Below are 22,661 nucleotides of genomic sequence, written 5' to 3' on the forward strand. Positions count from 1 at the left end.
CAATCACATCCATCACTTTTATTTAACATTAATTCCTAATTTAATATTAAATCGTCATATGTAAGCGATACTGTAATTAAATTAATCAATAAAATCACTTGGTAACCTATTGTTTTATAAATTTATTTATATCCAACACCGCATCAAAAATAGATTTAATAATTAAAAAACAATGTCGCTGGGATCACACTACACAATATTGAATATTGTTATTGATATATTGCCCACCTAGTATCGACCAAAAGAAAATATTTGTTACAGAGAAATACAAAAAATCTAAAATCAGTAAAAAATATTCATAACGATTATTATTAATACATTTTAATTCACAAAACAAATTTATTAGCACCACCTCAACAGTCGATATTCATCATTATTATATATTTGCGTTATATAAGGAGATATATCCATGTTTGATAAATATAGAAAAACTCTGGTAGCCGGAGCTGTGGCGATAACTCTGGGTTTGTCAGCACCGGGGGTGATGGCAGCAGGTTTTAAACCCGCACCACCTGCCGGGCAACTGGGTGCGGTCATTGTCGATCCCTACGGCAATGCACCACTGACCGCTTTGGTTGACTTAGATAGCCATGTCATTTCTGATGTCAAAGTTACCGTCCATGGGAAGGGCGAAAAAGGCGTAGAAATCAGCTATCCCGTGGGTCAGGAATCACTAAAAACTTATGATGGAGTACCGATTTTTGGTCTTTATCAGAAATTTGCTAACAAAGTGACCGTTGAGTGGAAAGAAAACGGCAAGGTCATGAAAGATGATTATGTGGTGCACACTTCGGCCATCGTCAATAATTACATGGATAACCGCTCTATCTCCGATTTACAACAGACCAAAGTTATTAAAGTCGCACCGGGTTTTGAAGATCGCCTCTATCTGGTTAATACCCACACCTTTACCGCCCAAGGTTCCGATCTCCACTGGCATGGTGAGAAAGATAAAAATGCCGGTATCCTTGATGCGGGTCCGGCAACTGGCGCACTCCCTTTTGATATCGCGCCATTCACCTTTATCGTCGATACGGAAGGCGAATACCGCTGGTGGTTGGATCAAAACACCTTCTACGATGGTCGTGACCGCGATATCAACAAGCGTGGTTATCTGATGGGTATCCGCGAAACACCACGCGGCACCTTTACCGCTGTACAAGGTCAGCACTGGTACGAGTTCGACATGATGGGGCAGGTGCTCGAAGATCACAAACTACCGCGCGGATTTGCTGACGCCACTCATGAGTCCATTGAGACGCCTAATGGCACAGTATTGTTGCGCGTAGGTAAGAGCAATTACCGTCGCGATGACGGCGTACACGTCACCACCATTCGTGACCATATCCTCGAAGTCGATAAATCTGGTCGCGTTGTCGATGTATGGGATCTGACCAAGATCCTCGATCCGAAACGCGATGCACTGCTCGGCGCGCTGGATGCAGGTGCAGTTTGCGTTAACGTTGACCTTGCCCATGCAGGACAACAGGCAAAACTGGAACCAGATACACCGTTCGGCGACGCGCTGGGTGTAGGGCCAGGTCGTAACTGGGCGCACGTTAACTCAATCGCCTATGACGCAAAAGATGACTCAATCATCCTCTCCTCTCGCCACCAGGGTGTTGTGAAAATTGGTCGTGATAAGCAAGTGAAATGGATCCTTGCGCCCTCTAAAGGTTGGGAAAAACCGCTGGCCAGCAAGCTGCTGAAACCGGTTGATGCTAACGGTAAGCCAATTACCTGTAACGAAAATGGCCTGTGCGAAAACTCAGACTTCGACTTTACCTACACCCAGCATACCGCCTGGATTTCCAGCAAAGGAACGCTCACCATTTTTGATAATGGCGATGGGCGTCATCTGGAACAACCTGCCTTACCAACCATGAAATACTCCCGCTTTGTGGAATATAAGATTGATGAGAAGAAAGGCACCGTTCAGCAAGTGTGGGAATACGGTAAAGAACGTGGCTACGATTTCTATAGCCCGATTACCTCCATCATTGAATATCAAGCCGACCGTAACACCATGTTTGGCTTCGGTGGTTCTATTCATTTGTTCGATGTCGGGCAGCCAACCGTCGGTAAGTTGAACGAAATCGATTACAAAACCAAAGAAGTGAAAGTGGAAATCGACGTGCTGTCAGATAAACCCAATCAGACTCACTATCGTGCACTGTTAGTCCGTCCACAACAGATGTTCAAATAATTAAGAAGGGAATAAAAATGTCGAAATTAGGGATCTCATCACTATTTAAAACCATACTGCTTACCGCAGCTTTGGCTGTTTCATTTACCGCTTCTGCATTTACCGAAGGCACGGATTACATGGTTCTGGAAAAACCTATTCCGAATGCCGACAAAACGCTGATTAAGGTATTTAGCTACGCCTGCCCGTTCTGTTACAAGTACGACAAAGCGGTTACCGGTCCGGTATCGGAAAAAGTGAAAGATATCGTTGCTTTTACTCCATTCCATCTGGAAACAAAAGGTGAATACGGCAAACAAGCAAGCGAAGTCTTTGCGGTCTTGATCAATAAAGATAAAGCAGCAGGTATTTCATTATTTGATGCTAACTCTCAGTTTAAGAAAGCCAAGTTTGCTTATTACGCGGCTTATCATGACAAAAAAGAACGCTGGTCTGATGGTAAAGATCCGGCTGCCTTTATCAAAACCGGACTGGACGCCGCAGGTATGAGTCAGGCCGATTTTGAAGCCGCGCTGAAAGAGCCTGCAGTTCAGGAAACGCTGGAAAAATGGAAAGCCTCTTATGAAGTTGCAAAAATCCAGGGCGTTCCGGCGTATGTCGTCAATGGTAAATACCTGATCTACACCAAGAGTATTAAATCTATTGACTCAATGGCAGACCTTATCCGCGAGTTAGCAAGCAAATAACAGGGAAACAGGCTATGGGTATTAAGGGAATGTGGAAAGACCTTCGCACTTCACCGGTGGACACGCTGGTAAGATGGCAAGAACAACGTTTTTTGTGGTTGTTAATGGCCATTGCGATGGGCGCGTTAATTATCCTGGCGCACTCTTTCTTCCAGATCTATCTCTACATGGCACCCTGTGAGCAATGTGTATACATTCGCTACGCCATGTTTGTGATGGTTATTGGAGGATTGGTTGCAGCGATCAACCCAAAGAACATCATCCTAAAGCTAATTGGCTGCGTGATGGCATTTTACGGCAGCATTTTGGGACTGAAGTTTTCGCTCAAACTGAACGATATCCACCATGCAGTACATAATCCGGATCCCGATTCACTGTTTGGCGTACAGGGTTGCTCTACCGATCCAACTTTTCCCTTTAACCTGCCGCTGGCACAGTGGGCACCAAATTGGTTCAAGCCTACCGGGGATTGTGGCTATGACGCACCAATCGTTCCTGATGGCGTCACACTGAGCAGCACGCAACAGTGGTTTGTGGAAATGTATCAGCAATCTGAAGGCTGGTATCTGCTACCACCATGGCATTTTATGAATATGGCTCAGGCTTGTATGCTGGCTTTTGGTATGTGTCTGGTGCTGCTGGTCATTATGAGTGGCGCATGGGCGCTTAAAATCATCAGAGGCTAACTCAGCAACACCCGAAGCCAGTCGTTCTGGCTTCGGGTTCTTTTATTAACCTATCTGCACCGACAGCATACTTAAACTGCCCATTTCTATACCATCGACCGGAATGGTAATTGGCTCCTGCCCATCCCACGCCCCTAAGACATACAACAACGGCAGATAGTGCTCTGGCGTTGGGTTCGATAACGCGCCACCTTCATGGTCGAGATAATTCACCAGAGGATGTTGTTCCACTGGCCCTTGCCACGTCAGATTCGCTTTCACATACTCATTAAACGACGTCGCCCACGGATACGGTGAACTATCACCGTGCCACTTCACTGTACGCAGGTTATGCACCACGTTGCCACTGGCGACCAACATTATCCCTTCATCACGCAGCGCCGCGAGTTTGCGCCCCATTTCGAAATGCCAGGCGGCAGGTTTGCTACTGTCGATACTCAACTGCACCATCGGGATATCGGCGTCAGGGTACATCTTAATCAGCACTCCCCAGGAACCGTGGTCAAAGCCCCAGGCTTCTTTATCCAGCTCCACCGGGACCGGCGCTAACAGCTCAACCAGATGCTGTGCCAGCGCAGGCGAACCCGGAGCAGGATAATGCGTGTCGTACAGCGCCTGCGGGAAGCCACCAAAGTCATGAATCGTGGGCGGCGTCTCCATCGCGGTCACTCCTGTTCCACGGGTAAACCAGTGAGCCGAAACCACCACAATCGCTTGCGGGCGTGGCAATGTCATCCCCAACTTCTGCCAGCTGCGGGTATACAAATTATCTTCCAGCACGTTCATCGGACTACCGTGACCTAAAAACAATGCTGGCATACGTGTTGAAGACATGATGATATCCTTAATTAAAGGTGTCATTTTGATATCCTCACAATACGCTTGTTCGGCGGAGTAAGAACCCGGATAACAATGATGATGATCATCAGTTATTTTGACGATCTGCCTGAAGGTGAAGATTTATAAGGAGTTGTCGATGTCAGTACCTCTCATTCTGACCATACTGGCGGGGGCAGCCACGTTTATTGGCGCGTTTCTCGGCGTTCTCGGGCAAAAACCCTCGAACCGCTTACTGGCGTTTTCGCTAGGATTTGCGGCGGGGATCATGTTGCTCATCTCATTAATGGAAATGCTTCCTGCCGCACTAGCCGCCGAAGGAATGTCGCCTGTGTTGGGTTATGGAATGTTTATCTTCGGTCTGCTTGGCTATTTTGGCCTGGACCGCATGTTGCCACATGCGCATCCGCAGGATTTAATGCAAAAATCGGTGCAGCCGTTGCCAAAATCGATCAAGCGCACAGCCATTCTGCTCACTCTCGGTATCAGTCTGCATAACTTCCCGGAAGGGATTGCCACCTTTGTCACGGCGAGCAGCAACCTGGAGCTGGGATTTGGTATCGCCCTGGCCGTAGCGTTGCACAATATTCCTGAAGGTCTGGCCGTTGCAGGGCCGGTTTACGCTGCAACAGGATCGAAACGTACCGCGATTCTGTGGGCGGGGATTTCTGGACTGGCAGAAATTCTTGGTGGTGTGCTGGCGTGGTTAATCCTCGGTAGCATGATTTCCCCGGTGGTCATGGCGGCAATCATGGCGGCGGTTGCAGGAATTATGGTGGCGCTCTCGGTTGATGAATTAATGCCGCTCGCCAAAGAGATTGACCCTAATAATAACCCCAGCTATGGCGTACTATGTGGAATGTCAGTGATGGGATTCAGTTTAGTGCTGCTACAAACGGCGGGAATTGGTTAAAGACGATAATGACAGATGTTGCCCATTGCTAAAGGCAACATCTGTATCGTTATTAAAGGTATTATTGATGCTTTTCAAACACTTCTTTATCGGAGCGTTTATCTAATTTACTTCGGGCAGCTAACAGCGCATCTCTGTCATGGCGAAAAGCTTTACAGTAACGTTTAAGATGAAGAAAATAGCCACCAGCCAGTAGAACAATTAATACAATCCAGTACCAGGCAATAAACATCCTTTTCACCTTCAAAATTTAACATTACTAAACATTTAGCGTTAAAATTTCACATATCCATCGTTGAATACATTCATATACTCGCATAATTCTGGATCAAGTATATGATTTCGATCATAGTAAGTGTTGTATTATATACCATATCTGGTTAAAAAAAGAACAACCAAGACTATTAATATATATTATCCCCCGATAAAACATTACTAATTAATGATAAAACTTAATAAGCACCACTAGATATATATTATATCTTCACGATTCTTGCGTCCCTACTCGTTTTAATAAACATACTTTACCACCTTACAATATCATACGTAAACTTTTGTCAATGGATGTTCATTTTTTCACCACAACTCATACAAAAAAATTATTATTCACAACGATATACAACAAATATCCAGGTATACGCATCTTAATATATAATGAAAGTGTATGATTTAAGTTTTACTTAATCAGTATTTAATATTAATAACAAGCTAAGTCATCTCTAACTATGGTAATCTCCATAGCGGAATTAATATCAGATTCAAACCTATATTTTCCTCATTAATAACCTTTCTAATTTATAAAGGATTATAGTCATGTTTAAAAAAACATTGTTATCTATGTTCGCAACCGCATTGTTATCAGGCGTTGCTTTTAACGCTCTTGCTGACGATGCTAATCAGGGGTCCGGTAAAATTACTTTTAAAGGTGAAGTTATCGATGCACCTTGTTCTATTGCTCCTGGTGATGAAGATCAGACAATAAACCTCGGTGAAGTTGCTGATACCGTATTAAAAAGCGGTCAGAAATCTCTGCCTGTAGATGTCACCATTCACTTGCAGGATTGTATTTTATCTGACGGCACTAATACTGTTGATAAAGTCAAAATCACCTTTAGTTCTGCCAGTGTTGACGCTACCGATTCCAACCTGCTTAAAAACACTCTGGAAGGTAACATCGGCGGCGCAACTGATGTAGGCGTACGTCTGGTGAAATCAGACAACACCAACGTGACTCTTGGCACTCCAATCACTATCAACTTCCCGACGACTAACTCCTACCAGGAGTTGAACTTTAAAGCCCGTATGGAATCTCTGGGACGCACCGCGACCCCAGGTAACGTGCAGGCACAAGCTAATTACGTACTCGACTACAAGTAAGCGGCAATTAGTAACTACACAACGTCAGGCGATAAAGCCGATGAAATTTCATCGGCAACTTTGGGCCTTTTTAGAAATGGATTTTTATGAACAATAAAAACACGTTTACCGGGGATAAGTTATCCCATGCAATTAAAATTGCCCTGTCTGGCGTTGTGTGTTCGCTACTCTTCGTTTTACCTGTCCACGCCGTGGAATTCAACGTCGATATGATTGACGTTGAAGACCGTGAAAACATCGATATCTCGCGTTTTGAGAAAAAAGGCTATATTACTCCTGGTAAATATCTCGTTCGTGTGCAGATAAATAAAAATATGTTGCCACAAACGTTAATACTGGAATGGGTAAAAGCCGATAATGAAAGTGGTTCGTTACTCTGCTTAACCAAAGAAAATCTGACTAGTTTCGGTCTTAATACGGAATTTATTGAATCATTGCAAACCATAGCTGGCAGCGAATGTCTCAATTTAAGCCAACGTCAGGAATTAACGACACGGCTTGATAAAGCTACGATGATATTATCGCTAAGTGTTCCCCAAGCGTGGTTAAAATACCAGGCAACAAACTGGACGCCACCAGAGTTTTGGGATGCCGGTATCGCCGGGTTTATTCTTGATTACAACATGTATGCCAGCCAGTATGCCCCACATCACGGAGACAGCACCCAAAACGTCAGCTCCTATGGTACGTTAGGCTTTAACCTCGGCGCATGGCGCTTACGTAGCGATTACCAATATAATCAGAATTTTGCTGATGGACGCTCGGTAAACCACGACAGCGAATTTGCGCGAACTTATCTGTTTCGCCCTATCCCCTCCTGGTCGTCAAAATTCACTATGGGCCAGTACGACCTGAGCTCCAATCTTTACGATACCTTCCACTTTACTGGCGCATCGCTGGAAAGTGATGAAAGCATGCTGCCGCCAGATTTACAGGGTTATGCGCCACAAATTACCGGTATCGCGCAGACCAACGCTAAAGTGACTGTGGCACAAAATGGTCGCGTACTTTATCAAACCACTGTCGCGCCAGGCCCTTTTACTATTTCTGATTTGGGGCAATCGTTTCAGGGGCAGTTGGATGTCACAGTGGAAGAAGAAGATGGCCGCACCAGCACCTTCCAGGTTGGCTCCGCATCCATTCCCTATTTAACCCGTAAAGGGCAAGTGCGCTATAAGACGTCGCTGGGAAAACCAACATCCGTCGGGCATAACGATATCAATAATCCCTTTTTCTGGACGGCGGAAGCCTCCTGGGGCTGGCTGAACAATGTGTCGCTGTATGGTGGCGGCATGTTCACCGCTGATGATTATCAGGCTATCACTACCGGTATTGGCTTTAACCTTAACCAATTCGGTTCGCTTTCTTTTGATGTCACCGGAGCAGACGCCTCTCTGCAGCAACAAAATAGCGACAATCTGCGTGGTTACAGCTATCGCTTCAACTATGCAAAGCATTTCGAATCGACAGGTAGTCAGATTACCTTCGCGGGTTATCGCTTCTCAGATAAAGATTACGTGTCGATGAGTGAGTACCTAAGCTCGCGTAATGGCGATGAGTCAATTGATAATGAAAAAGAGAGTTATGTCATTTCCTTGAACCAGTACTTTGAAACGCTGGAATTAAACTCTTATCTCAACGTTACACGCAATACTTATTGGGACAGCGCCAGCAATACCAACTACTCCGTATCTGTAAGCAAAAACTTTGATATTGGCGATTTCAAAGGTATCTCTGCATCGCTGGCAGTAAGTCGAATCCGCTGGGATGACGACGAAGAGAATCAATATTACTTCTCTTTCTCTCTACCTTTACAACAAAACCGCAACATCTCCTACAGTATGCAGCGTACGGGAAGCAGTAATACTTCGCAGATGATTTCCTGGTACGATTCATCAGATCGCAACAATATCTGGAATATTTCTGCGTCGGCAACTGACGACAATATACGTGATGGCGAACCCACACTGCGCGGCAGCTACCAGCACTATTCGCCGTGGGGACGTCTGAACATTAATGGCAGTGTACAGCCGAATCAGTACAATTCTGTTACCGCAGGCTGGTACGGTTCACTTACCGCTACACGTCATGGTGTCGCCCTTCACGATTATAGCTATGGCGATAACGCCCGCATGATGGTCGATACCGATGGCATCTCCGGCGTTGAAATCAACTCTAACCGAACTGTTACCAACGGGCTGGGCATCGCCGTGATACCTTCGTTATCGAACTACACCACCTCCATGTTGCGGGTGAACAATAACGATCTGCCTGAAGGTGTCGATGTCGAAAACTCGGTTATTCGTACTACGCTCACCCAGGGTGCCATCGGCTACGCAAAACTGAATGCCACCACCGGATACCAAATCGTCGGCGTTATTCGTCAGGAAAATGGCCGCTTCCCTCCACTAGGTGTGAATGTCACGGATCAAGCGACAGGTAAAGATGTGGGCCTGGTAGCGGAAGATGGCTTCGTTTATCTCAGCGGTATTCAGGAAAACAGTATTCTGCATTTAACCTGGGGTGATAATACCTGTGAAGTCACGCCGCCAAACCAAAGTAACATTAGTGAAAGCGCGATAATTTTACCTTGTAAAACAGTCAAATAATTCAGGATGAATATAATGAAATTACCATTAATCACAACAGGAATGATTTGTTTTCTGGGGATCTGCAACTTTGCCCAGGCTACTGTCTCCCCCGACAGGACACGCATCATTTTTAATGCTTCGAATAAAAGCGCAACGGTTCGCCTGACCAACCAAAGTAAAATCGATCCTTATCTTGCTCAATCGTGGATTGAAGATGCCAGCGGTAAAAAAACGCGTGATTACATTTCAACACTGCCGCCGATGGAACGTATTGAGCCTGATGAACAGGTACAAATTCGCCTGATGGCGCTGGCCTCGTTAAATAACTTACCACAGGACAGAGAAACGCTATTCTACTATAACGTGCGGGAAATTCCGCCGCGTGCCAAAGAACAGAATGTCATGCAAATCGCCATGCAAAGCCGTCTGAAACTATTCTGGCGACCGAAAGCGATTGAGTTAAAAGAAGGAGAGATGGTTCCTCTGCAAAAAGTGACGATTACCCGCACCGCCGCCGGGCTGACCCTGAATAACCCGACGCCTTATCATATTACCGTCGGCTATATCGGCACTAATGGCAAGACACTGATGCCTGATGCGGACAGTATTATGGTGGCACCATTTGCTTCTGCGACTCAACACTTAAACAACCTGCCCTCTACGTTCCAGTTAGGCTTTGTGGCGGACTACGGCGGGCTGGAGATGTTTAAAGTAGTATGTAATTCCGTCCAGTCCCTCTGCCAAAGTACTCCTGCGAAGAAGGGGAAAATATGATTACACTTTTTCGACTACTGGCGATTCTTTGCCTTTTTTTTAACGTTTCAGCTTTTGCTGTTGATTGCTATCAGGATGGGTACAGAGGAACAACCCTCATAAATGGAGATTTACCAACGTTCAAAATTCCAGAGAATGCGCAACCTGGGCAAAAAATTTGGGAGAGCGGAGATATTAATATCACAGTTTATTGTGACAATGCACCAGGATGGTCAAGTAATAACCCATCAGAAAATGTCTATGCCTGGATCAAATTGCCCCAAATAAATAGTGCCGATATGTTGAATAATCCGTATTTAACATTTGGCGTGACTTATAATGGTGTAGATTATGAAGGGACAAATGAAAAAATTGATACTCATGCGTGCCTGGATAAATATGAACAATACTATAATGGGTATTATCATGACCCTGTATGCAATGGCAGCACTCTTCAAAAAAATGTAACATTTAACGCCCATTTTCGCGTCTATGTAAAATTCAAAAGCCGCCCGGCAGGAGATCAGACGGTAAACTTTGGCACAGTCAACGTGCTGCAATTCGACGGTGAAGGCGGGGCGAACATGGCCCCCAACGCGAAAAATTTACGCTATGCGATTACGGGGTTAGATAATATTTCATTCCTTGACTGTAGTGTCGACGTCCGCATTTCCCCGGAAAGTCAGATAGTCAATTTTGGGCAGATCGCTGCGAATTCCATTGCAACTTTCCCACCGAAGGCAGCATTCAGCGTTTCTACCATAAAAGACATTGCGTCTGATTGTACCGAACAGTTTGATGTTGCAACCAGTTTCTTTACTTCAGATACATTATATGACAATACGCATCTGGAAATAGGTAACGGCTTGCTCATGCGAATTACTGATCAAAAAACGCAAGAAGATATTGAATTTAACCAGTTCAAATTATTTAGTACTTATATTCCCGGTCAGAGTGCGGCAATGGCAACCCGCGATTACCAGGCCGAATTAACCCAAAAACCTGGTGAACCACTCGTCTATGGCCCATTTCAGAAAGACCTGATAGTTAAAATCAACTACCACTAAACAGCAAAATGCCGGGAACACCCCGGCATTTTCATATTTAGTATTTCATCTCATTAGCTGGCTTTACGCTCATGTGCCTGACGGTATGCCACCAGGTCTTCAATAGTCACGAGCGCCATATTGTGTTTATTGGCAAACTCAATGCACTCTGGTGCACGCGCCATCGTGCCATCGTCATTAGTCAGCTCACACAGCACACCAGCCGGTTTAAAGCCTGCCAGCGTCATCAGATCAATAGTTGCTTCAGTATGACCGCCACGCGTCAGTACTCCACCTGCCTGCGCGCGAAGTGGGAAAACGTGGCCCGGGCGATTCAGATCAGAAGGTTTTGCGCCATCGGCAATCGCTGCGCGAACGGTCGTAATACGGTCAGCGGCAGAAACACCGGTAGTCACACCTTCAGCCGCTTCAATGGTCACGGTAAAACCGGTGCCATAGGCGCTGGTGTTATTTTCTACCATCATTGGCAGATCGAGTTGTTTACGGCGATCTTCAGTAATGCACAGGCAAACAATACCGCTACCGTGGCGAATGGTCAGCGCCATCTGCTCAACGGTCATGGTTTCTGCCGGGAAGATCATATCGCCTTCGTTTTCACGGTCTTCATCATCAAGCACCATTACACCGCGTCCTTCACGCAGCGCAGCCAGTGCATTTTCAACACGTTCGAAAGGCGTACCAAAAGAGGAAAGTAGCGTCTGATTCATGGTAAAAAAACCTCACTAAAATTATGGTTACCAGAATCAGGGCAGTCTTAGGAGTGGCGGCATATAGCCAAAATAACGTGAGCGGGTCCATGCCCGACAGAATCGTTACTCTCTCCCATCCGGACTCTAACCGTCGGCCCCGGAATTACACCGGATCTGCTGTCCTTTGAGTTCGCACCCAAAGCGCTCGCGGGCTTTCAACTGAGTTGATTTACCGCCGGTGGGGAATTTCGCCCCGCCCTGAGAATAAGCGGATTCACTATAACGCTAATGATTAGCGGCAGCAACGCATAGCTTCACATAATTCTGGTTTATGACTTACCCTTATCGCACTACAATGGCACTCAACACCTATCAGTACAGGGAAACTACAATGATTGACCCGAAAAAAATTGAGCAAATCGCTCGCCAGGTTCACGAATCAATGCCTAAAGGAATCAGGGAGTTCGGGGAAGATGTGGAGAAAAAAATCCGCCAAACCCTACAAGCGCAGCTGACGCGTCTCGATCTGGTGAGCCGCGAAGAATTCGACGTACAGACGCAAGTCCTGTTACGGACTCGTGAGAAACTGGCATTACTGGAGCAGCGCATCAGTGAACTGGAAGCGCGCAATAATTCGGTAGCAGACCTTCAATCTCCTCCGGCTATCCCGCCTATTGATAAAGCAGAATAAAGCAACACAAAAACGGGCCAGACGGCCCGTAATATCAGTGTTCTAATTCAAGTTCTCTGGTTTGCATCATCTGTTGGCAATACCAGGCATAACGTGCGCAAAACCAGGTTCTATGTTCTTCATCCATGTTACCAGTAACGGCCAGAATATCGACCGGGCGACCTTCTGCGTGCATTCTGGCAAAACTACGCGCCAGGAAATCGAAATTATTTAAAGAATTAAGACTATGATCCATAAGCACATCCTCCGGTTATCGCATACCTTTTAAGGCCATATGCTTTTTCTGATTTCAGTATTCCCCAATCAGTGTAGTGCCTTTAAACATAACGTGCGTAAATATATTGTCCCCGATCACACTTTTTAGTGAAAAATAAAAAACCATATTAAAAGACTTTCTCTTCCAGAACTTCTCTAACATGTGTTATTATTAACAAAGATAAATGTAAGCAAGGAAACTATCCTAAAGTAAATATTGCGTCACTAAATGGACATTGGAGTGACATATGATTTTATTCGCCGACTATAACACCCCTTATCTTTTCGCTATTTCCTTTGTACTGTTGATCGGCCTTTTAGAAATTTTTGCGCTTATCTGCGGTCACATGCTCTCCGGTGCACTTGATGCACATCTTGACCATTATGATTCCATAACCACAGGTCATATTAGCCAGGCACTTCATTATCTCAATATCGGAAGATTGCCAGCTCTCGTCGTTCTCTGCTTGCTGGCTGGTTTTTTTGGTCTTATTGGCATCCTGTTGCAGCATGCCTGCATCATGGTCTGGCAATCACCACTGTCGAACCTGTTCGTGGTTCCTGTCAGTTTACTGTTTACGATTATTACGGTGCATTATACCGGTAAAATAGTTGCGCCCTGGATTCCACGCGACCATAGTTCAGCTATTACAGAAGAAGAATATATTGGTAGCATGGCATTAATTACCGGTCATCAGGCCACTTCAGGTAATCCCTGCGAAGGAAAACTCACCGATCAATTTGGCCAAATACATTATTTACTACTGGAGCCTGAAGAAGGAAAAATTTTCACTAAAGGAGACAAAGTGTTAATTATTTGCCGACTTTCTGCAACGCGATATTTGGCGGAAAACAATCCCTGGCCCCAAATATTGTAATTTATTAATCAAAAGGAAATTTAATAATGGATGATATTGTTAATTCTGTGCCCTCCTGGATGTTTACCGCAATTATTGCCGTATGCATTCTGTTTATTATTGGAATTATTTTCGCCAGGCTCTATCGTCGCGCTTCGGCAGAGCAAGCTTTTGTTCGTACTGGTTTAGGTGGGCAAAAAGTGGTAATGAGCGGTGGCGCAATCGTGATGCCGATCTTTCATGAAATAATCCCCATCAATATGAATACTCTGAAGCTGGAAGTCAGCCGCTCAACCATTGATAGCCTGATTACGAAAGATCGTATGCGCGTCGATGTCGTTGTCGCTTTCTTTGTGCGGGTAAAACCGTCAGTGGAAGGTATTGCCACCGCCGCCCAGACGCTGGGGCAACGCACCCTGTCGCCTGAAGACTTACGTATGTTGGTTGAAGATAAATTTGTCGATGCCCTCCGTGCAACAGCTGCACAAATGACCATGCATGAGTTACAGGATACCCGCGAGAACTTCGTGCAGGGCGTACAAAATACCGTAGCTGAAGATCTGTCGAAAAATGGCCTGGAACTGGAAAGCGTTTCACTTACCAACTTTAACCAGACGTCGAAAGAACATTTCAATCCTAACAACGCCTTTGACGCCGAAGGTTTAACCAAGCTGACGCAGGAGACGGAGCGCCGTCGTCGCGAACGTAACGAAGTTGAACAGGATGTAGAAGTTGCGGTGCGTGAGAAAAACCGTGATGCGCTTTCGCGGAAGCTAGAGATTGAACAACAAGAAGCGTTTATGACGCTTGAGCAGGAGCAGCAGGTTAAAACCCGTACCGCTGAGCAGAATGCGAAAATTGCGGCTTTTGAGGCCGAGCGTCGTCGGGAAGCAGAGCAGACGCGAATTCTGGCTGAACGACAGATTCAGGAAACGGAAATCGACCGCGAACAGGCCGTCCGTTCCAGAAAAGTTGAAGCTGAACGCGAAGTTCGCATTAAAGAGATCGAACAGCAGCAGGTCACCGAAATCGCTAACCAGACGAAATCGATCGCTATTGCCGCCAAATCGGAACAGCAGTCACAAGCGGAAGCGCGTGCCAACCTTGCACTTGCAGAAGCGGTAAGCGCCCAGCAAAACGTAGAAACAACTCGCCAGACCGCAGAAGCCGATCGTGCTAAACAAGTTGCCCTAATCGCTGCCGCGCAGGATGCAGAAACCAAAGCGGTTGAACTGACCGTGCGGGCGAAAGCAGAGAAAGAAGCCGCAGAGATGCAGGCGGCGGCAATCGTTGAGTTAGCCGAAGCTACGCGTAAAAAGGGTCTGGCGGAAGCAGAAGCGCAACGTGCGCTGAACGACGCTATCAACGTACTTTCTGATGAACAAACCAGCCTTAAATTCAAACTGGCGCTATTACAGTCGTTACCTGCAGTAATAGAGAAATCCGTTGAGCCGATGAAGTCTATCGACGGCATCAAGATTATTCAGGTCGATGGATTAAACCGAGGTGGTGCTGCGGGGAATGCGGCATCAGGCAGCGTTAGTGGCGGAAACCTGGCAGAACAGGCATTATCAGCCGCACTCTCTTACCGCACACAGGCACCACTGATTGACTCCTTGCTCAATGAAATTGGCGTTTCAGGCGGCTCACTGGCTGCATTGACTTCACCCTTAACCTCAACAACTCCCGTCGCAGAAAACGTAGAATAAATTTTCAACTATGAACATCCCTGGCCCAAAAAGCCGGGGATTCTTTATATCTGCGTTCCGATAAAAAGTGCAAATGATCGGGCTGTTGCAGCATTTTGCGTGACCGCTCGGGGAAGGCAAAACTGCCTCTGGGTAAGCATTGCGCGGGGTCCGGCGTTCATCAACAATCGGGAAGTCAGCAAGGGGCTGAAACGGGAAAGCCCCTCCCGAAGAAGGGGCCTTGTATAAGGAAAGGGTTATGATGAAGCTCATCATCATACTGATTGTGTTGTTACTGATAAGTTTCCACGCTTACTAACAGCCAATCAGAGGGGGGAGAAATCCTCCCTCACCCTTGTTCCTTTACTTTAGGTTGAAAAAAAATCAGCGTCAAGAAGGTTTCATTAACACATATTCCTGGCCCAAAAAACCGGGGATTTTTTATATCTGCGTTCCGCAAAAAACTGCAAATGCTCAGGTCGTTGCAGCCTTTTGCGTGACCACTCGGGGAAGGCAAAACTGCCTCTGGGAAAGCGTTGCGCGGGGTCTGGCGCTCATCAACAATCGGGGAGTCAGCAAGGGGCTGAAACGGGAAAGCCCCTCCCGAAGAAGGGGCCTTATAGAAGGAAAGGGTTATGATGAAGTTCGTCATCATACTGATTGTGTTGTTACTAGTAAGTTTCCAGGCTTATTCACAACCAATTCAGAGGGGGGAGAAATCCTCCCTTACCCTTGTTCCTTTACTCTAGGTTGAAAAAACAACAGCGTCAATAGGCCTGCCAGGTTCGAGGCGAGATCTGTGAACCGCTTTCCGGTTAGCCTTTTTTATCCTGTTGGATCTTCTTGATGATGTTGGTCGTCGAGCAACCGTCTTCAAAGTTGAGCACCAGCACTTCGCCGCCGTTGGCCCAGACTTCTTTACTCCCGGCAATCTCTTCTGGTTTATAGTCGCCACCTTTCACCAGCAGGTCTGGCAGGATCCCGGCAATTAAGCGCTGCGGCGTGTCTTCTTCAAACGACACCACCCAGTCGACCGCTTCCAGTGCGCCCAGCACAATCATACGCTGTTCGAGCGGGTTAACGGGGCGGGAATCCCCTTTCAGCCGTTTGGTGGAGGCATCGCTGTTCACAGCGACAATCAGGCGGTCACCCAGTTTGCGGGCATTTGCCAGATAGGAGACGTGCCCGGCGTGCAGGATGTCGAAGACGCCGTTGGTCATCACCACTTTTTCACCGCGTTTACGCGCCGCCGCTACAGCAAGCTTCAGTTCCTCTTCGGTCATCACACCAAAGCCGGTATCTGCACGTCCACGTACTGCATTTTCCAGCTCGATCGGCGAAACCGTGGATGTCCCCAGTTTGCCGACCACCACGCCTGCCGCCGCATTGGCAAAGAAGCAGGCTTCTTCCAGCGAATTACCCGCAGCCAGCGTTGCCGCCAGGACGCCAATCACCGTGTCGCCCGCACCGGTAACGTCATATACTTCCTGCGCCTGAGTTGGCATATGCAGCGGTGCTTTACCCGGTTGCAGCAGCGACATACCCTGTTCGGAACGGGTCACTAACAGAGCCGAGAGTTCGTAATCGGCAATCAGTTTCATGCCGCGCTCAACAATCTCTTCTTCGGTCTTACATTTACCGACAACAGCTTCAAATTCCGAGAGATTCGGCGTTAACAGCGTAGCGCCGCGGTAGCGCTCAAAATCGGTACCTTTTGGATCAATCAGCACCGGAACACCCGCTTTACGCGCCAGTTGGATCATCTGCTGTACGCTTGCCAGCGCACCTTTGGCGTAGTCAGAAAGCACCAGCGCGCCAATCGAACTCAGTGCCTGATTAATCCGCTCGTGCAGCGGCTGCGGATCAACCCCTTCGAAACCTTCTTCGAAATCCAGACGGATCAGCTGTTGGTTGCGGGAAAGTACCCGTAATTTGGTGATAGTCGGATGCGTCGGTACAGAAACAAAGTCGCATTTGACGTTGACGTCGGCCAGAGATTTACTCAGCGCGCGCGCCGCATCGTCAATGCCCGTCAACCCGACCAGGCGTGCATTAGCACCGAGAGAAGCGATATTCATCGCCACGTTAGCCGCGCCGCCCGGACGTTCTTCGATGGTATTTACTTTAACCACGGGCACCGGCGCTTCCGGCGAGATACGGCTGGTGGGACCGTACCAGTAACGATCCAGCATCACATCACCAACCACCATCACTCCTGCACGTTCAAACTCTGGCAGCGTTACTTTCATTCCTGTCTCCTGAGAGATTCAAAATTTGCGCGCGATAATACCATACTTCATTCTTCCACCAGCCACTTCTGCCAGCTTGCCCGCACCAGTTCACGCTCTGCGGTGAAGCAATCCTCCGACACATGGCCCGGCAATTCCTGTAATGCCAGATGATGAAGTTCATCGCGCAGCGTCGTGTAAGCACGGGTCAGCGCCATCGCTTCCTGCTCTTCCATAATGTCGTTTTGCGCCAGTAGTTCCAGAATGCGCACGTTGTCTGACCAGCGCGTTAACTTCGGTTTTTCATGAGCGTAGCGCAACACCAGATATTGAGTAATAAATTCGATATCGGTAATTCCGCCCTCATCGGCTTTGATATCAAAGCGATCGCGATGTTTATTGCCGAGATGAGCACGCATTTTCTCGCGCATTTCCCGCACTTCTGTTTGCAGGGTTTTGCCTTCGCGCGGCAGCGTCATAATCTCCCGGCGTACTGCGTCAAAGTGCGCGGTGAGCTGCGGATCGCCGTACACTACACGCGCACGCACCAGCGCCTGATGTTCCCACGTCCAGGCCTCGTTTTTCTGATAATCGGCAAACGCTTCTGCGGATGTCACCAGCATTCCCGCCGCCCCGGACGGACGCAACCGTGCATCCACTTCATACAAAATGCCGGAAGAGGTTCGCGTACTGAACAGATGCATAATGCGTTGCGCCAGACGCAGATAAAACTGTCGCCCGTCGATTTCCCGCTCGCCGTCAGTCATCGCATCCATTGGGCAATCATGGAGGAAGATCAGGTCAAGATCGGAACTGTAGCCTAACTCCCAGCCGCCCAGCTTGCCGTAGCCGACCACCGCAAAACCACGCCCTTCGCGTTCGTTCAGGTGATTTGGCTTACCGTAGCGGGCAACCATTTGAACCCACGCCTGCTGAACAACGGCGTCAATCATGGCTTCCGCCAACCAGGTTAAGTGATCGCTCACTTTCATTACCGGCAGCGTACCGGCGATATCCGCTGCCGCAATGCGTAACAGTTGCGCCTGTTTGAACTGACGCAGCGCCTCAAGCTGTTGTTCTTCGTCATCTTCCGGCACGCGCAGCAAATACTGGCGCAACTCATCACGGTAAGCATCGGTCGCCGTCGGCTGGTAGAGAGTGTTTGGATCGAGCAGTTCATCCAGCAATAACGGATAGCGCGCCAGCTGGCTGGCAATCATCGGCGATGCGGCACACAGAGAAATCAAATGCTTAAGCGCCGCGGGGAATTCACTGAGCAATTCTAAATAGGTGGTGCGGGTAACAATCCCCACCAGCAAGGCGGTAATGCGCGACAGCGTGACAACAGCGTCTTCACGCGCACAGACATCACTTAGCAGATGCGGCATCAGATGGTCGAGCACCTGACGCCCGCGCGGCCCGATGGTACGCTTATCCAGCTCTTTGCGAAAATCGGCAATCAGCGTCAGCACCTGTTTGCGATCGTCCTCGCTAAGATGCGCCAGCACTGGTGTAGTGTCATCTTCCTGCAACGCGTCCTGCCACAGCTCACGCCACTGTTCCGACAGCGACTCTTCCTGAGTTTCGCTTTCGTCGTCGCCAATCAATTCATTAAACACCCGGCGCACATTGGTCATATGTACGGTCAGCGCCCCGGTCAATTGCGACCAGTCAGCAAAGTCCATCGCCCACGCCAGCCGCGCACGGTTAAGCTCATCAGAAGGAAGCGTCTGGGTTTGTTCGTCGTTAATGCTTTGCAGCAGGTTTTCCAGACGCCGCAGGAACAGATACGCCACTCGCAATTGTTCAGCATCGTTTTCAGAAAGCAGATGCAGCGCGGAAATGGCGCTGAGCGTTGGCAGTAAAGAGCGCGATTGCAGCGACGGTTCACGCCCGCCGCGAATGAGCTGGAACACCTGGACGATAAATTCAATTTCGCGAATGCCGCCTGCGCCAAGTTTGATGTTGTCGGTCAAACCGCGCCGACGCACTTCACGGGCAATCATCCCTTTCATGTTGCGCAGCGACTGAATCACGCTGAAATCGATGTAACGACGGAAAACAAACGGGCGCAGCATCGCACGCAACTCGTTAGCATAGACGCCTTCGCTATCGCCCATAATCCGCGCCTTGACCATCGCGTAACGCTCCCAGTCGCGCCCCTGCTCCTGGTAATAATCTTCCAGTGCCGCAAAGCTCAGCACCAGCGGGCCACTTTCGCCAAACGGACGCAGTCGCATATCCACGCGATAGACGAAGCCATCCTGCGTTGGTTGATCCAGCACTTTAATCAGCCGCTGCCCCATGCGGGTAAAAAACTGGGCGTTATCCAGTTCCCGGCGTCCACCCTGCGTACAACCATGTTCCGGCCAGGCAAAAATCAGATCGATATCTGATGAGAAATTCAGTTCCCCACCGCCCAGCTTACCCATGCCTAAAATCAGCAGCGGTTGCGCTTCGCCCTGCGCATTGCACGGCGTTCCCCATTCGCGGCAGCAGGCGTCATACAGCCAGTCACGCGCCGCAACAATCAGCGTCTCCGCCAGATGGCTGAGCTGCTGCAAAATGCTCTCTTCAGTAACCAATGCCAGCGTTTGCGCCCAGGCGATGCGCACCATAATGCGCCGCCGGAATAGCCGCAGCTCGCGCATTAACCCGGCTTCGTCACTCACATTACTGAGCGCCTCCTGCAACCATGCTGCGTAATGCTGCCATTCGTCGGCCTGCGGCGGCTGGCTTTCCAGTTCCGTCAGCCACTCAGGATGCGCAATCACGCTGTCCTGCACAAAATCACTAAAAGTAAGTACTGACTTCGCCTGTGCGCTAAGTGATTCCTCGGCTAAAGGCTCTGGCAGCCGCTCAACAACGGTCTGCCAGTACTGCTGTAACGGTGAAGAGAGCGGCTTCATAAGCGATTTTATCCTTGCCTGATTAACGTTTTCCGCTGTGCAACCAGAACGGTTCCTGATTGTTTGCCTCATTACGGAAATGTTCAATTTCGATGCGTTGCCCGGTCGCAATAGCGTGACGCAGCCCCTGCCAGTTCTCCAGCCAGGCTTGCGCGACGACAGGATCGTAGTAACCCGCCAGCAACAGGATTGAGTCAATATCACGCGTCAGGCGTGGCAACTGGTCACGGTAGCGATCGCCCAACGGCTGGCAGAAAACGCTTTTCAGTTCAGCGGCATGGCGGGAAAGATGGATATCGGCAAAGCGTTTGAAGGAATCGCTCATTTTACTCTGCGCTTTGGCATCTAAAAATGGCTGCCATGCTTTGCTTACCAACCATTCGGTCAACGCCAGCTTCGCCATTGCCGTTTCGGTAGAGTAGACCGCCGTCACGGCAGAAACCGCAGAAGCAATGGTCGCTTCGCATTGGGTCAGCAAATCACGTAAGTGAGTGCTCGCTTTACGCGGCACAATACCACCGAACAGCATCAGCGTATGACGGACCAGGCTAATGGCTGCCAGCACCTGTTCTTTCGCCGCATCGTTGCCGCGTACCCACAGTTCTTCATGATACTGCCATTGCGCTAACGCCAGCTCGAACGCCGCTTCCAGCCCCTGTTCCACATCGGCTTTTGCCGCAACATGCAAAATGGTGGTCGGTTTGATTTCACGCGCCGGATTGCCCTGCGCCAGATGATAGCCACGCGCCGCTTTGCTCAGGCTGCCCTGGTGTAATCCGGTTTGCGATACCAGTTGGTTCGCCAGTTTCAGCACCGCGCGCGTGTCGCCGCTAAGCAGTTCCAGTTCCAGCTCGCAGATAGGTTCAGCAAATTCACCCGCTTTCACTTCCCCCTGGTCGAGGGCGATTTCAATTTGGCTACCATCAACCTCTACCAGCCACTTTTCGCGATAAAAATCGGTGCTGAACAGCGGTTGTACGCGGGAAGCGAGATCGGCAGGCAATTCGCCGTTCGGCCAGACTTCCGTCGGTAACTGCGCCAGGTCGAGCGTCGGTTCGCTCAACGCCACGTTATATTCCGGGCGCTGGTGTAAGCCGCCTGTCACTCTTCCTGCAACTTTCATGGTCATCTCATAGCGACCGTTTTCGCCACGAATACGCAAGCCCATGTCGTGCCCACGCAGCCAGTTATCCGGCGTTTCGTAGTAAATATTCAACAACTGCACGGGGTCATGGTGCTCGCCGCCCAGCGTATTGAGATGGTCACGCAACGCCTCAACGGCACTGTGATTAACAATAAACTTTAATTCGATTTCCTGAGCCATGGCCTTTACTTATCGGTTATGTCACATAAGTGACGATGAACGGCGAACTTAATGCGATCTTTTTTGTCAGTAGATAGTATTTTGCGCCAAATTGCCATGCAACGGGCAATTTGACGGGCGTAAAAGTTTGAAGCAGTGGCAAGACCTGACACAGAGGATTCCGATTGATGTCGAATGCTTTGCGTAGCGACACTGATGCCACTACTATCGTTCCACTTTCCATGACAATAACGACAGCCTGATGCCAAAATTACGCCTGATCGGATTAACTTTACTCGCACTTAGCGCCACTGCCGTCTCACACGCTGAAGAAACGCGCTATGTTTCCGACGAACTGAATACCTGGGTCCGTAGCGGTCCGGGAGATCATTATCGCCTCGTGGGCACGGTTAATGCCGGCGAGGAAGTGACCTTATTACAAACTGACGCCAACACCAATTATGCCCAGGTGAAAGACAGCTCTGGCCGTACCGCCTGGATCCCGTTGAAACAACTTAGCACTGAGCCAAGCCTGCGCTCCCGTGTGCCAGATCTGGAAAATCAGGTCAAAACCCTGACCGATAAACTCACCAATATCGATAACACCTGGAATCAGCGCACCGCAGAAATGCAGCAAAAAGTGGCGCAGAGCGACAGCGTGATCAACGGGTTAAAAGAAGAAAATCAGAAACTGAAAAACGAGCTGATTGTCGCGCAGAAAAAGGTCGATGCCGCCAGCGTACAGCTGGATGACAAACAGCGCACCATCATCATGCAATGGTTTATGTATGGCGGCGGCGTGCTGGGGCTTGGCTTGCTGCTCGGTCTGGTACTGCCGCACCTGATCCCAAGCCGCAAACGCAAAGATCGCTGGATGAACTAAATCGCCTTCTTCGTTGCACTGTCTTATTATTAGGAATTGTGT

General features: G+C 48.6%; 20 protein-coding genes, 1 pseudogene and 1 riboswitch. Of the genes and pseudogenes, 14 read left to right on the forward strand and 7 right to left on the reverse strand.

The genetic code is table 11. From position 1 onward, the window contains the following. The first annotated feature begins 409 nt into the window (after window positions 1-409). From ACJHYR_RS04715 to dsbI, 3 genes are read left to right on the forward strand one after another with little or no spacing between them, the layout of a single operon-like run. On the forward strand, window positions 410-2,206 hold the full coding sequence (locus tag ACJHYR_RS04715) for an aryl-sulfate sulfotransferase (protein ID WP_000459856.1): 1,797 nt from the start codon (window positions 410-412) through the stop codon (window positions 2,204-2,206). Window positions 2,207-2,223: 17 nt separating this feature from the next. Next, window positions 2,224-2,892, forward strand: coding sequence for a thiol:disulfide interchange protein DsbA/DsbL (locus ACJHYR_RS04720; protein WP_000040021.1), 669 nt, complete (start codon window positions 2,224-2,226; stop codon window positions 2,890-2,892). 14 nt (window positions 2,893-2,906) lie between these two features. Next, window positions 2,907-3,578 carry a protein-disulfide oxidoreductase DsbI gene (dsbI, locus tag ACJHYR_RS04725; protein ID WP_000511501.1) on the forward strand — a complete coding sequence of 224 codons (672 nt, stop codon included), beginning with the start codon at window positions 2,907-2,909 and terminating at the stop codon, window positions 3,576-3,578. Window positions 3,579-3,623: 45 nt separating this feature from the next. On the opposite strand, the gene ygiD is transcribed toward dsbI, so the two are convergent. After that, window positions 3,624-4,412: a 4,5-DOPA dioxygenase extradiol gene (gene ygiD / locus ACJHYR_RS04730; RefSeq protein ID WP_001445835.1), complete on the reverse strand. Its 789-nt coding sequence runs from the start codon at window positions 4,410-4,412 to the stop codon at window positions 3,624-3,626. A 142-nt stretch (window positions 4,413-4,554) separates the two neighbouring features. Between ygiD and zupT the strand changes: the two genes are divergently transcribed. Next, window positions 4,555-5,328 carry a zinc transporter ZupT gene (gene zupT / locus ACJHYR_RS04735; RefSeq protein ID WP_001295627.1) on the forward strand — a complete coding sequence of 258 codons (774 nt, stop codon included), beginning with the start codon at window positions 4,555-4,557 and terminating at the stop codon, window positions 5,326-5,328. Window positions 5,329-5,389: 61 nt separating this feature from the next. Here zupT and ACJHYR_RS04740 read toward each other — a convergent pair whose 3' ends face one another. After that, on the reverse strand, window positions 5,390-5,560 hold the full coding sequence (locus tag ACJHYR_RS04740; protein WP_001296421.1) for a hypothetical protein: 171 nt from the start codon (window positions 5,558-5,560) through the stop codon (window positions 5,390-5,392). A gap of 581 nt (window positions 5,561-6,141) precedes the next feature. Between ACJHYR_RS04740 and ACJHYR_RS04745 the strand changes: the two genes are divergently transcribed. The 4 genes from ACJHYR_RS04745 (at window position 6,142) to ACJHYR_RS04760 (ending at window position 11,116) form a co-directional block, all read left to right on the forward strand. Then, window positions 6,142-6,705 (forward strand): fimbrial-like protein, encoded by a 564-nt coding sequence (locus ACJHYR_RS04745; RefSeq protein WP_000475129.1) that lies wholly within the window; start codon window positions 6,142-6,144, stop codon window positions 6,703-6,705. An 86-nt stretch (window positions 6,706-6,791) separates the two neighbouring features. Then, window positions 6,792-9,314, forward strand: coding sequence for a fimbria/pilus outer membrane usher protein (locus ACJHYR_RS04750; protein WP_001060682.1), 2,523 nt, complete (start codon window positions 6,792-6,794; stop codon window positions 9,312-9,314). Between the two features lie 15 nt (window positions 9,315-9,329). After that, complete coding sequence (locus ACJHYR_RS04755; protein WP_077248680.1) at window positions 9,330-10,070, forward strand: molecular chaperone; 741 nt, start codon at window positions 9,330-9,332, stop codon at window positions 10,068-10,070. Continuing rightward, window positions 10,067-11,116, forward strand: a complete 1,050-nt coding sequence (locus ACJHYR_RS04760) for a pilus protein (RefSeq protein WP_000631274.1) — start codon at window positions 10,067-10,069, stop codon at window positions 11,114-11,116. The genes ACJHYR_RS04755 and ACJHYR_RS04760 overlap by 4 nt, the downstream gene beginning before the upstream one ends. A gap of 53 nt (window positions 11,117-11,169) precedes the next feature. On the opposite strand, the gene ribB is transcribed toward ACJHYR_RS04760, so the two are convergent. Next, entirely contained in the window at window positions 11,170-11,823 is a 654-nt protein-coding gene (ribB, locus tag ACJHYR_RS04765; protein ID WP_001076997.1) for a 3,4-dihydroxy-2-butanone-4-phosphate synthase, read from the reverse strand. A gap of 103 nt (window positions 11,824-11,926) precedes the next feature. After that, window positions 11,927-12,075, reverse strand: a riboswitch (FMN riboswitch). A 121-nt stretch (window positions 12,076-12,196) separates the two neighbouring features. On the opposite strand from ribB, the gene ubiK reads away from it, so the two are divergent. After that, a complete protein-coding gene (gene ubiK / locus ACJHYR_RS04770; protein WP_001298379.1) occupies window positions 12,197-12,496 on the forward strand; it encodes a ubiquinone biosynthesis accessory factor UbiK in 300 nt (99 codons plus the stop codon). Window positions 12,497-12,530: 34 nt separating this feature from the next. On the opposite strand, the gene glgS is transcribed toward ubiK, so the two are convergent. Further along, the gene (gene glgS / locus ACJHYR_RS04775; RefSeq protein WP_001296424.1) at window positions 12,531-12,731 is read right to left on the reverse strand and encodes a cell surface composition regulator GlgS; all 201 of its coding nucleotides are present in this window, start codon (window positions 12,729-12,731) and stop codon (window positions 12,531-12,533) included. 268 nt (window positions 12,732-12,999) lie between these two features. Here glgS and ACJHYR_RS04780 point away from each other — a divergent pair, with 268 nt between their 5' ends. The 4 genes and pseudogenes from ACJHYR_RS04780 to ACJHYR_RS04795 form a co-directional block, all read left to right on the forward strand. Then, on the forward strand, window positions 13,000-13,629 hold the full coding sequence (locus ACJHYR_RS04780) for an OB-fold-containig protein (protein ID WP_000599928.1): 630 nt from the start codon (window positions 13,000-13,002) through the stop codon (window positions 13,627-13,629). Window positions 13,630-13,655: 26 nt separating this feature from the next. Beyond that, window positions 13,656-15,317 carry a flotillin family protein gene (locus tag ACJHYR_RS04785; protein ID WP_001559965.1) on the forward strand — a complete coding sequence of 554 codons (1,662 nt, stop codon included), beginning with the start codon at window positions 13,656-13,658 and terminating at the stop codon, window positions 15,315-15,317. Between the two features lie 238 nt (window positions 15,318-15,555). After that, complete coding sequence (locus ACJHYR_RS04790) at window positions 15,556-15,615, forward strand: type I toxin-antitoxin system Ibs family toxin (RefSeq protein WP_105461410.1); 60 nt, start codon at window positions 15,556-15,558, stop codon at window positions 15,613-15,615. A gap of 316 nt (window positions 15,616-15,931) precedes the next feature. After that, window positions 15,932-15,988: pseudogene (locus ACJHYR_RS04795) on the forward strand (type I toxin-antitoxin system Ibs family toxin); the annotation flags it as partial. A 123-nt stretch (window positions 15,989-16,111) separates the two neighbouring features. Here ACJHYR_RS04795 and hldE read toward each other — a convergent pair. The 3 genes from hldE to ygiF are packed head-to-tail and all read right to left on the reverse strand — an operon-like array spanning window position 16,112 to window position 21,757. Next, entirely contained in the window at window positions 16,112-17,545 is a 1,434-nt protein-coding gene (hldE, locus tag ACJHYR_RS04800; RefSeq protein ID WP_000869178.1) for a bifunctional D-glycero-beta-D-manno-heptose-7-phosphate kinase/D-glycero-beta-D-manno-heptose 1-phosphate adenylyltransferase HldE, read from the reverse strand. Between the two features lie 47 nt (window positions 17,546-17,592). Then, on the reverse strand, window positions 17,593-20,433 hold the full coding sequence (glnE, locus tag ACJHYR_RS04805; protein ID WP_001586275.1) for a bifunctional [glutamate--ammonia ligase]-adenylyl-L-tyrosine phosphorylase/[glutamate--ammonia-ligase] adenylyltransferase: 2,841 nt from the start codon (window positions 20,431-20,433) through the stop codon (window positions 17,593-17,595). Window positions 20,434-20,455: 22 nt separating this feature from the next. Next, the gene (ygiF, locus tag ACJHYR_RS04810; protein ID WP_410233080.1) at window positions 20,456-21,757 is read right to left on the reverse strand and encodes an inorganic triphosphatase; all 1,302 of its coding nucleotides are present in this window, start codon (window positions 21,755-21,757) and stop codon (window positions 20,456-20,458) included. Window positions 21,758-21,998: 241 nt separating this feature from the next. Between ygiF and ACJHYR_RS04815 the strand changes: the two genes are divergently transcribed. Further along, window positions 21,999-22,619 (forward strand): TIGR04211 family SH3 domain-containing protein, encoded by a 621-nt coding sequence (locus ACJHYR_RS04815; protein ID WP_001125331.1) that lies wholly within the window; start codon window positions 21,999-22,001, stop codon window positions 22,617-22,619. Window positions 22,620-22,661 lie beyond the last annotated feature (42 nt).

Origin of the sequence: Escherichia sp. WS1450, assembly GCF_046487395.1 — a bacterium.
In the GTDB taxonomy this organism is placed as follows: domain Bacteria; phylum Pseudomonadota; class Gammaproteobacteria; order Enterobacterales; family Enterobacteriaceae; genus Escherichia; species Escherichia coli.

What these genes read in the sequence shown, in the direction of transcription:
- ACJHYR_RS04715 (WP_000459856.1), top strand. Translation starts at nt 410, where the DNA reads ATGTTTGATAAATATAGAAAAACTCTGGTAGCCGGAGCTGTGGCGATA.
- ACJHYR_RS04720 (WP_000040021.1), top strand. Translation starts at nt 2,224, where the DNA reads ATGTCGAAATTAGGGATCTCATCACTATTTAAAACCATACTGCTTACC.
- dsbI (WP_000511501.1), top strand. Translation starts at nt 2,907, where the DNA reads ATGGGTATTAAGGGAATGTGGAAAGACCTTCGCACTTCACCGGTGGAC.
- ygiD (WP_001445835.1), bottom strand. Translation starts at nt 4,412, where the DNA reads ATGTCTTCAACACGTATGCCAGCATTGTTTTTAGGTCACGGTAGTCCG.
- zupT (WP_001295627.1), top strand. Translation starts at nt 4,555, where the DNA reads ATGTCAGTACCTCTCATTCTGACCATACTGGCGGGGGCAGCCACGTTT.
- ACJHYR_RS04740 (WP_001296421.1), bottom strand. Translation starts at nt 5,560, where the DNA reads ATGTTTATTGCCTGGTACTGGATTGTATTAATTGTTCTACTGGCTGGT.
- ACJHYR_RS04745 (WP_000475129.1), top strand. Translation starts at nt 6,142, where the DNA reads ATGTTTAAAAAAACATTGTTATCTATGTTCGCAACCGCATTGTTATCA.
- ACJHYR_RS04750 (WP_001060682.1), top strand. Translation starts at nt 6,792, where the DNA reads ATGAACAATAAAAACACGTTTACCGGGGATAAGTTATCCCATGCAATT.
- ACJHYR_RS04755 (WP_077248680.1), top strand. Translation starts at nt 9,330, where the DNA reads ATGAAATTACCATTAATCACAACAGGAATGATTTGTTTTCTGGGGATC.
- ACJHYR_RS04760 (WP_000631274.1), top strand. Translation starts at nt 10,067, where the DNA reads ATGATTACACTTTTTCGACTACTGGCGATTCTTTGCCTTTTTTTTAAC.
- ribB (WP_001076997.1), bottom strand. Translation starts at nt 11,823, where the DNA reads ATGAATCAGACGCTACTTTCCTCTTTTGGTACGCCTTTCGAACGTGTT.
- ubiK (WP_001298379.1), top strand. Translation starts at nt 12,197, where the DNA reads ATGATTGACCCGAAAAAAATTGAGCAAATCGCTCGCCAGGTTCACGAA.
- glgS (WP_001296424.1), bottom strand. Translation starts at nt 12,731, where the DNA reads ATGGATCATAGTCTTAATTCTTTAAATAATTTCGATTTCCTGGCGCGT.
- ACJHYR_RS04780 (WP_000599928.1), top strand. Translation starts at nt 13,000, where the DNA reads ATGATTTTATTCGCCGACTATAACACCCCTTATCTTTTCGCTATTTCC.
- ACJHYR_RS04785 (WP_001559965.1), top strand. Translation starts at nt 13,656, where the DNA reads ATGGATGATATTGTTAATTCTGTGCCCTCCTGGATGTTTACCGCAATT.
- hldE (WP_000869178.1), bottom strand. Translation starts at nt 17,545, where the DNA reads ATGAAAGTAACGCTGCCAGAGTTTGAACGTGCAGGAGTGATGGTGGTT.
- glnE (WP_001586275.1), bottom strand. Translation starts at nt 20,433, where the DNA reads ATGAAGCCGCTCTCTTCACCGTTACAGCAGTACTGGCAGACCGTTGTT.
- ygiF (WP_410233080.1), bottom strand. Translation starts at nt 21,757, where the DNA reads ATGGCTCAGGAAATCGAATTAAAGTTTATTGTTAATCACAGTGCCGTT.
- ACJHYR_RS04815 (WP_001125331.1), top strand. Translation starts at nt 21,999, where the DNA reads ATGCCAAAATTACGCCTGATCGGATTAACTTTACTCGCACTTAGCGCC.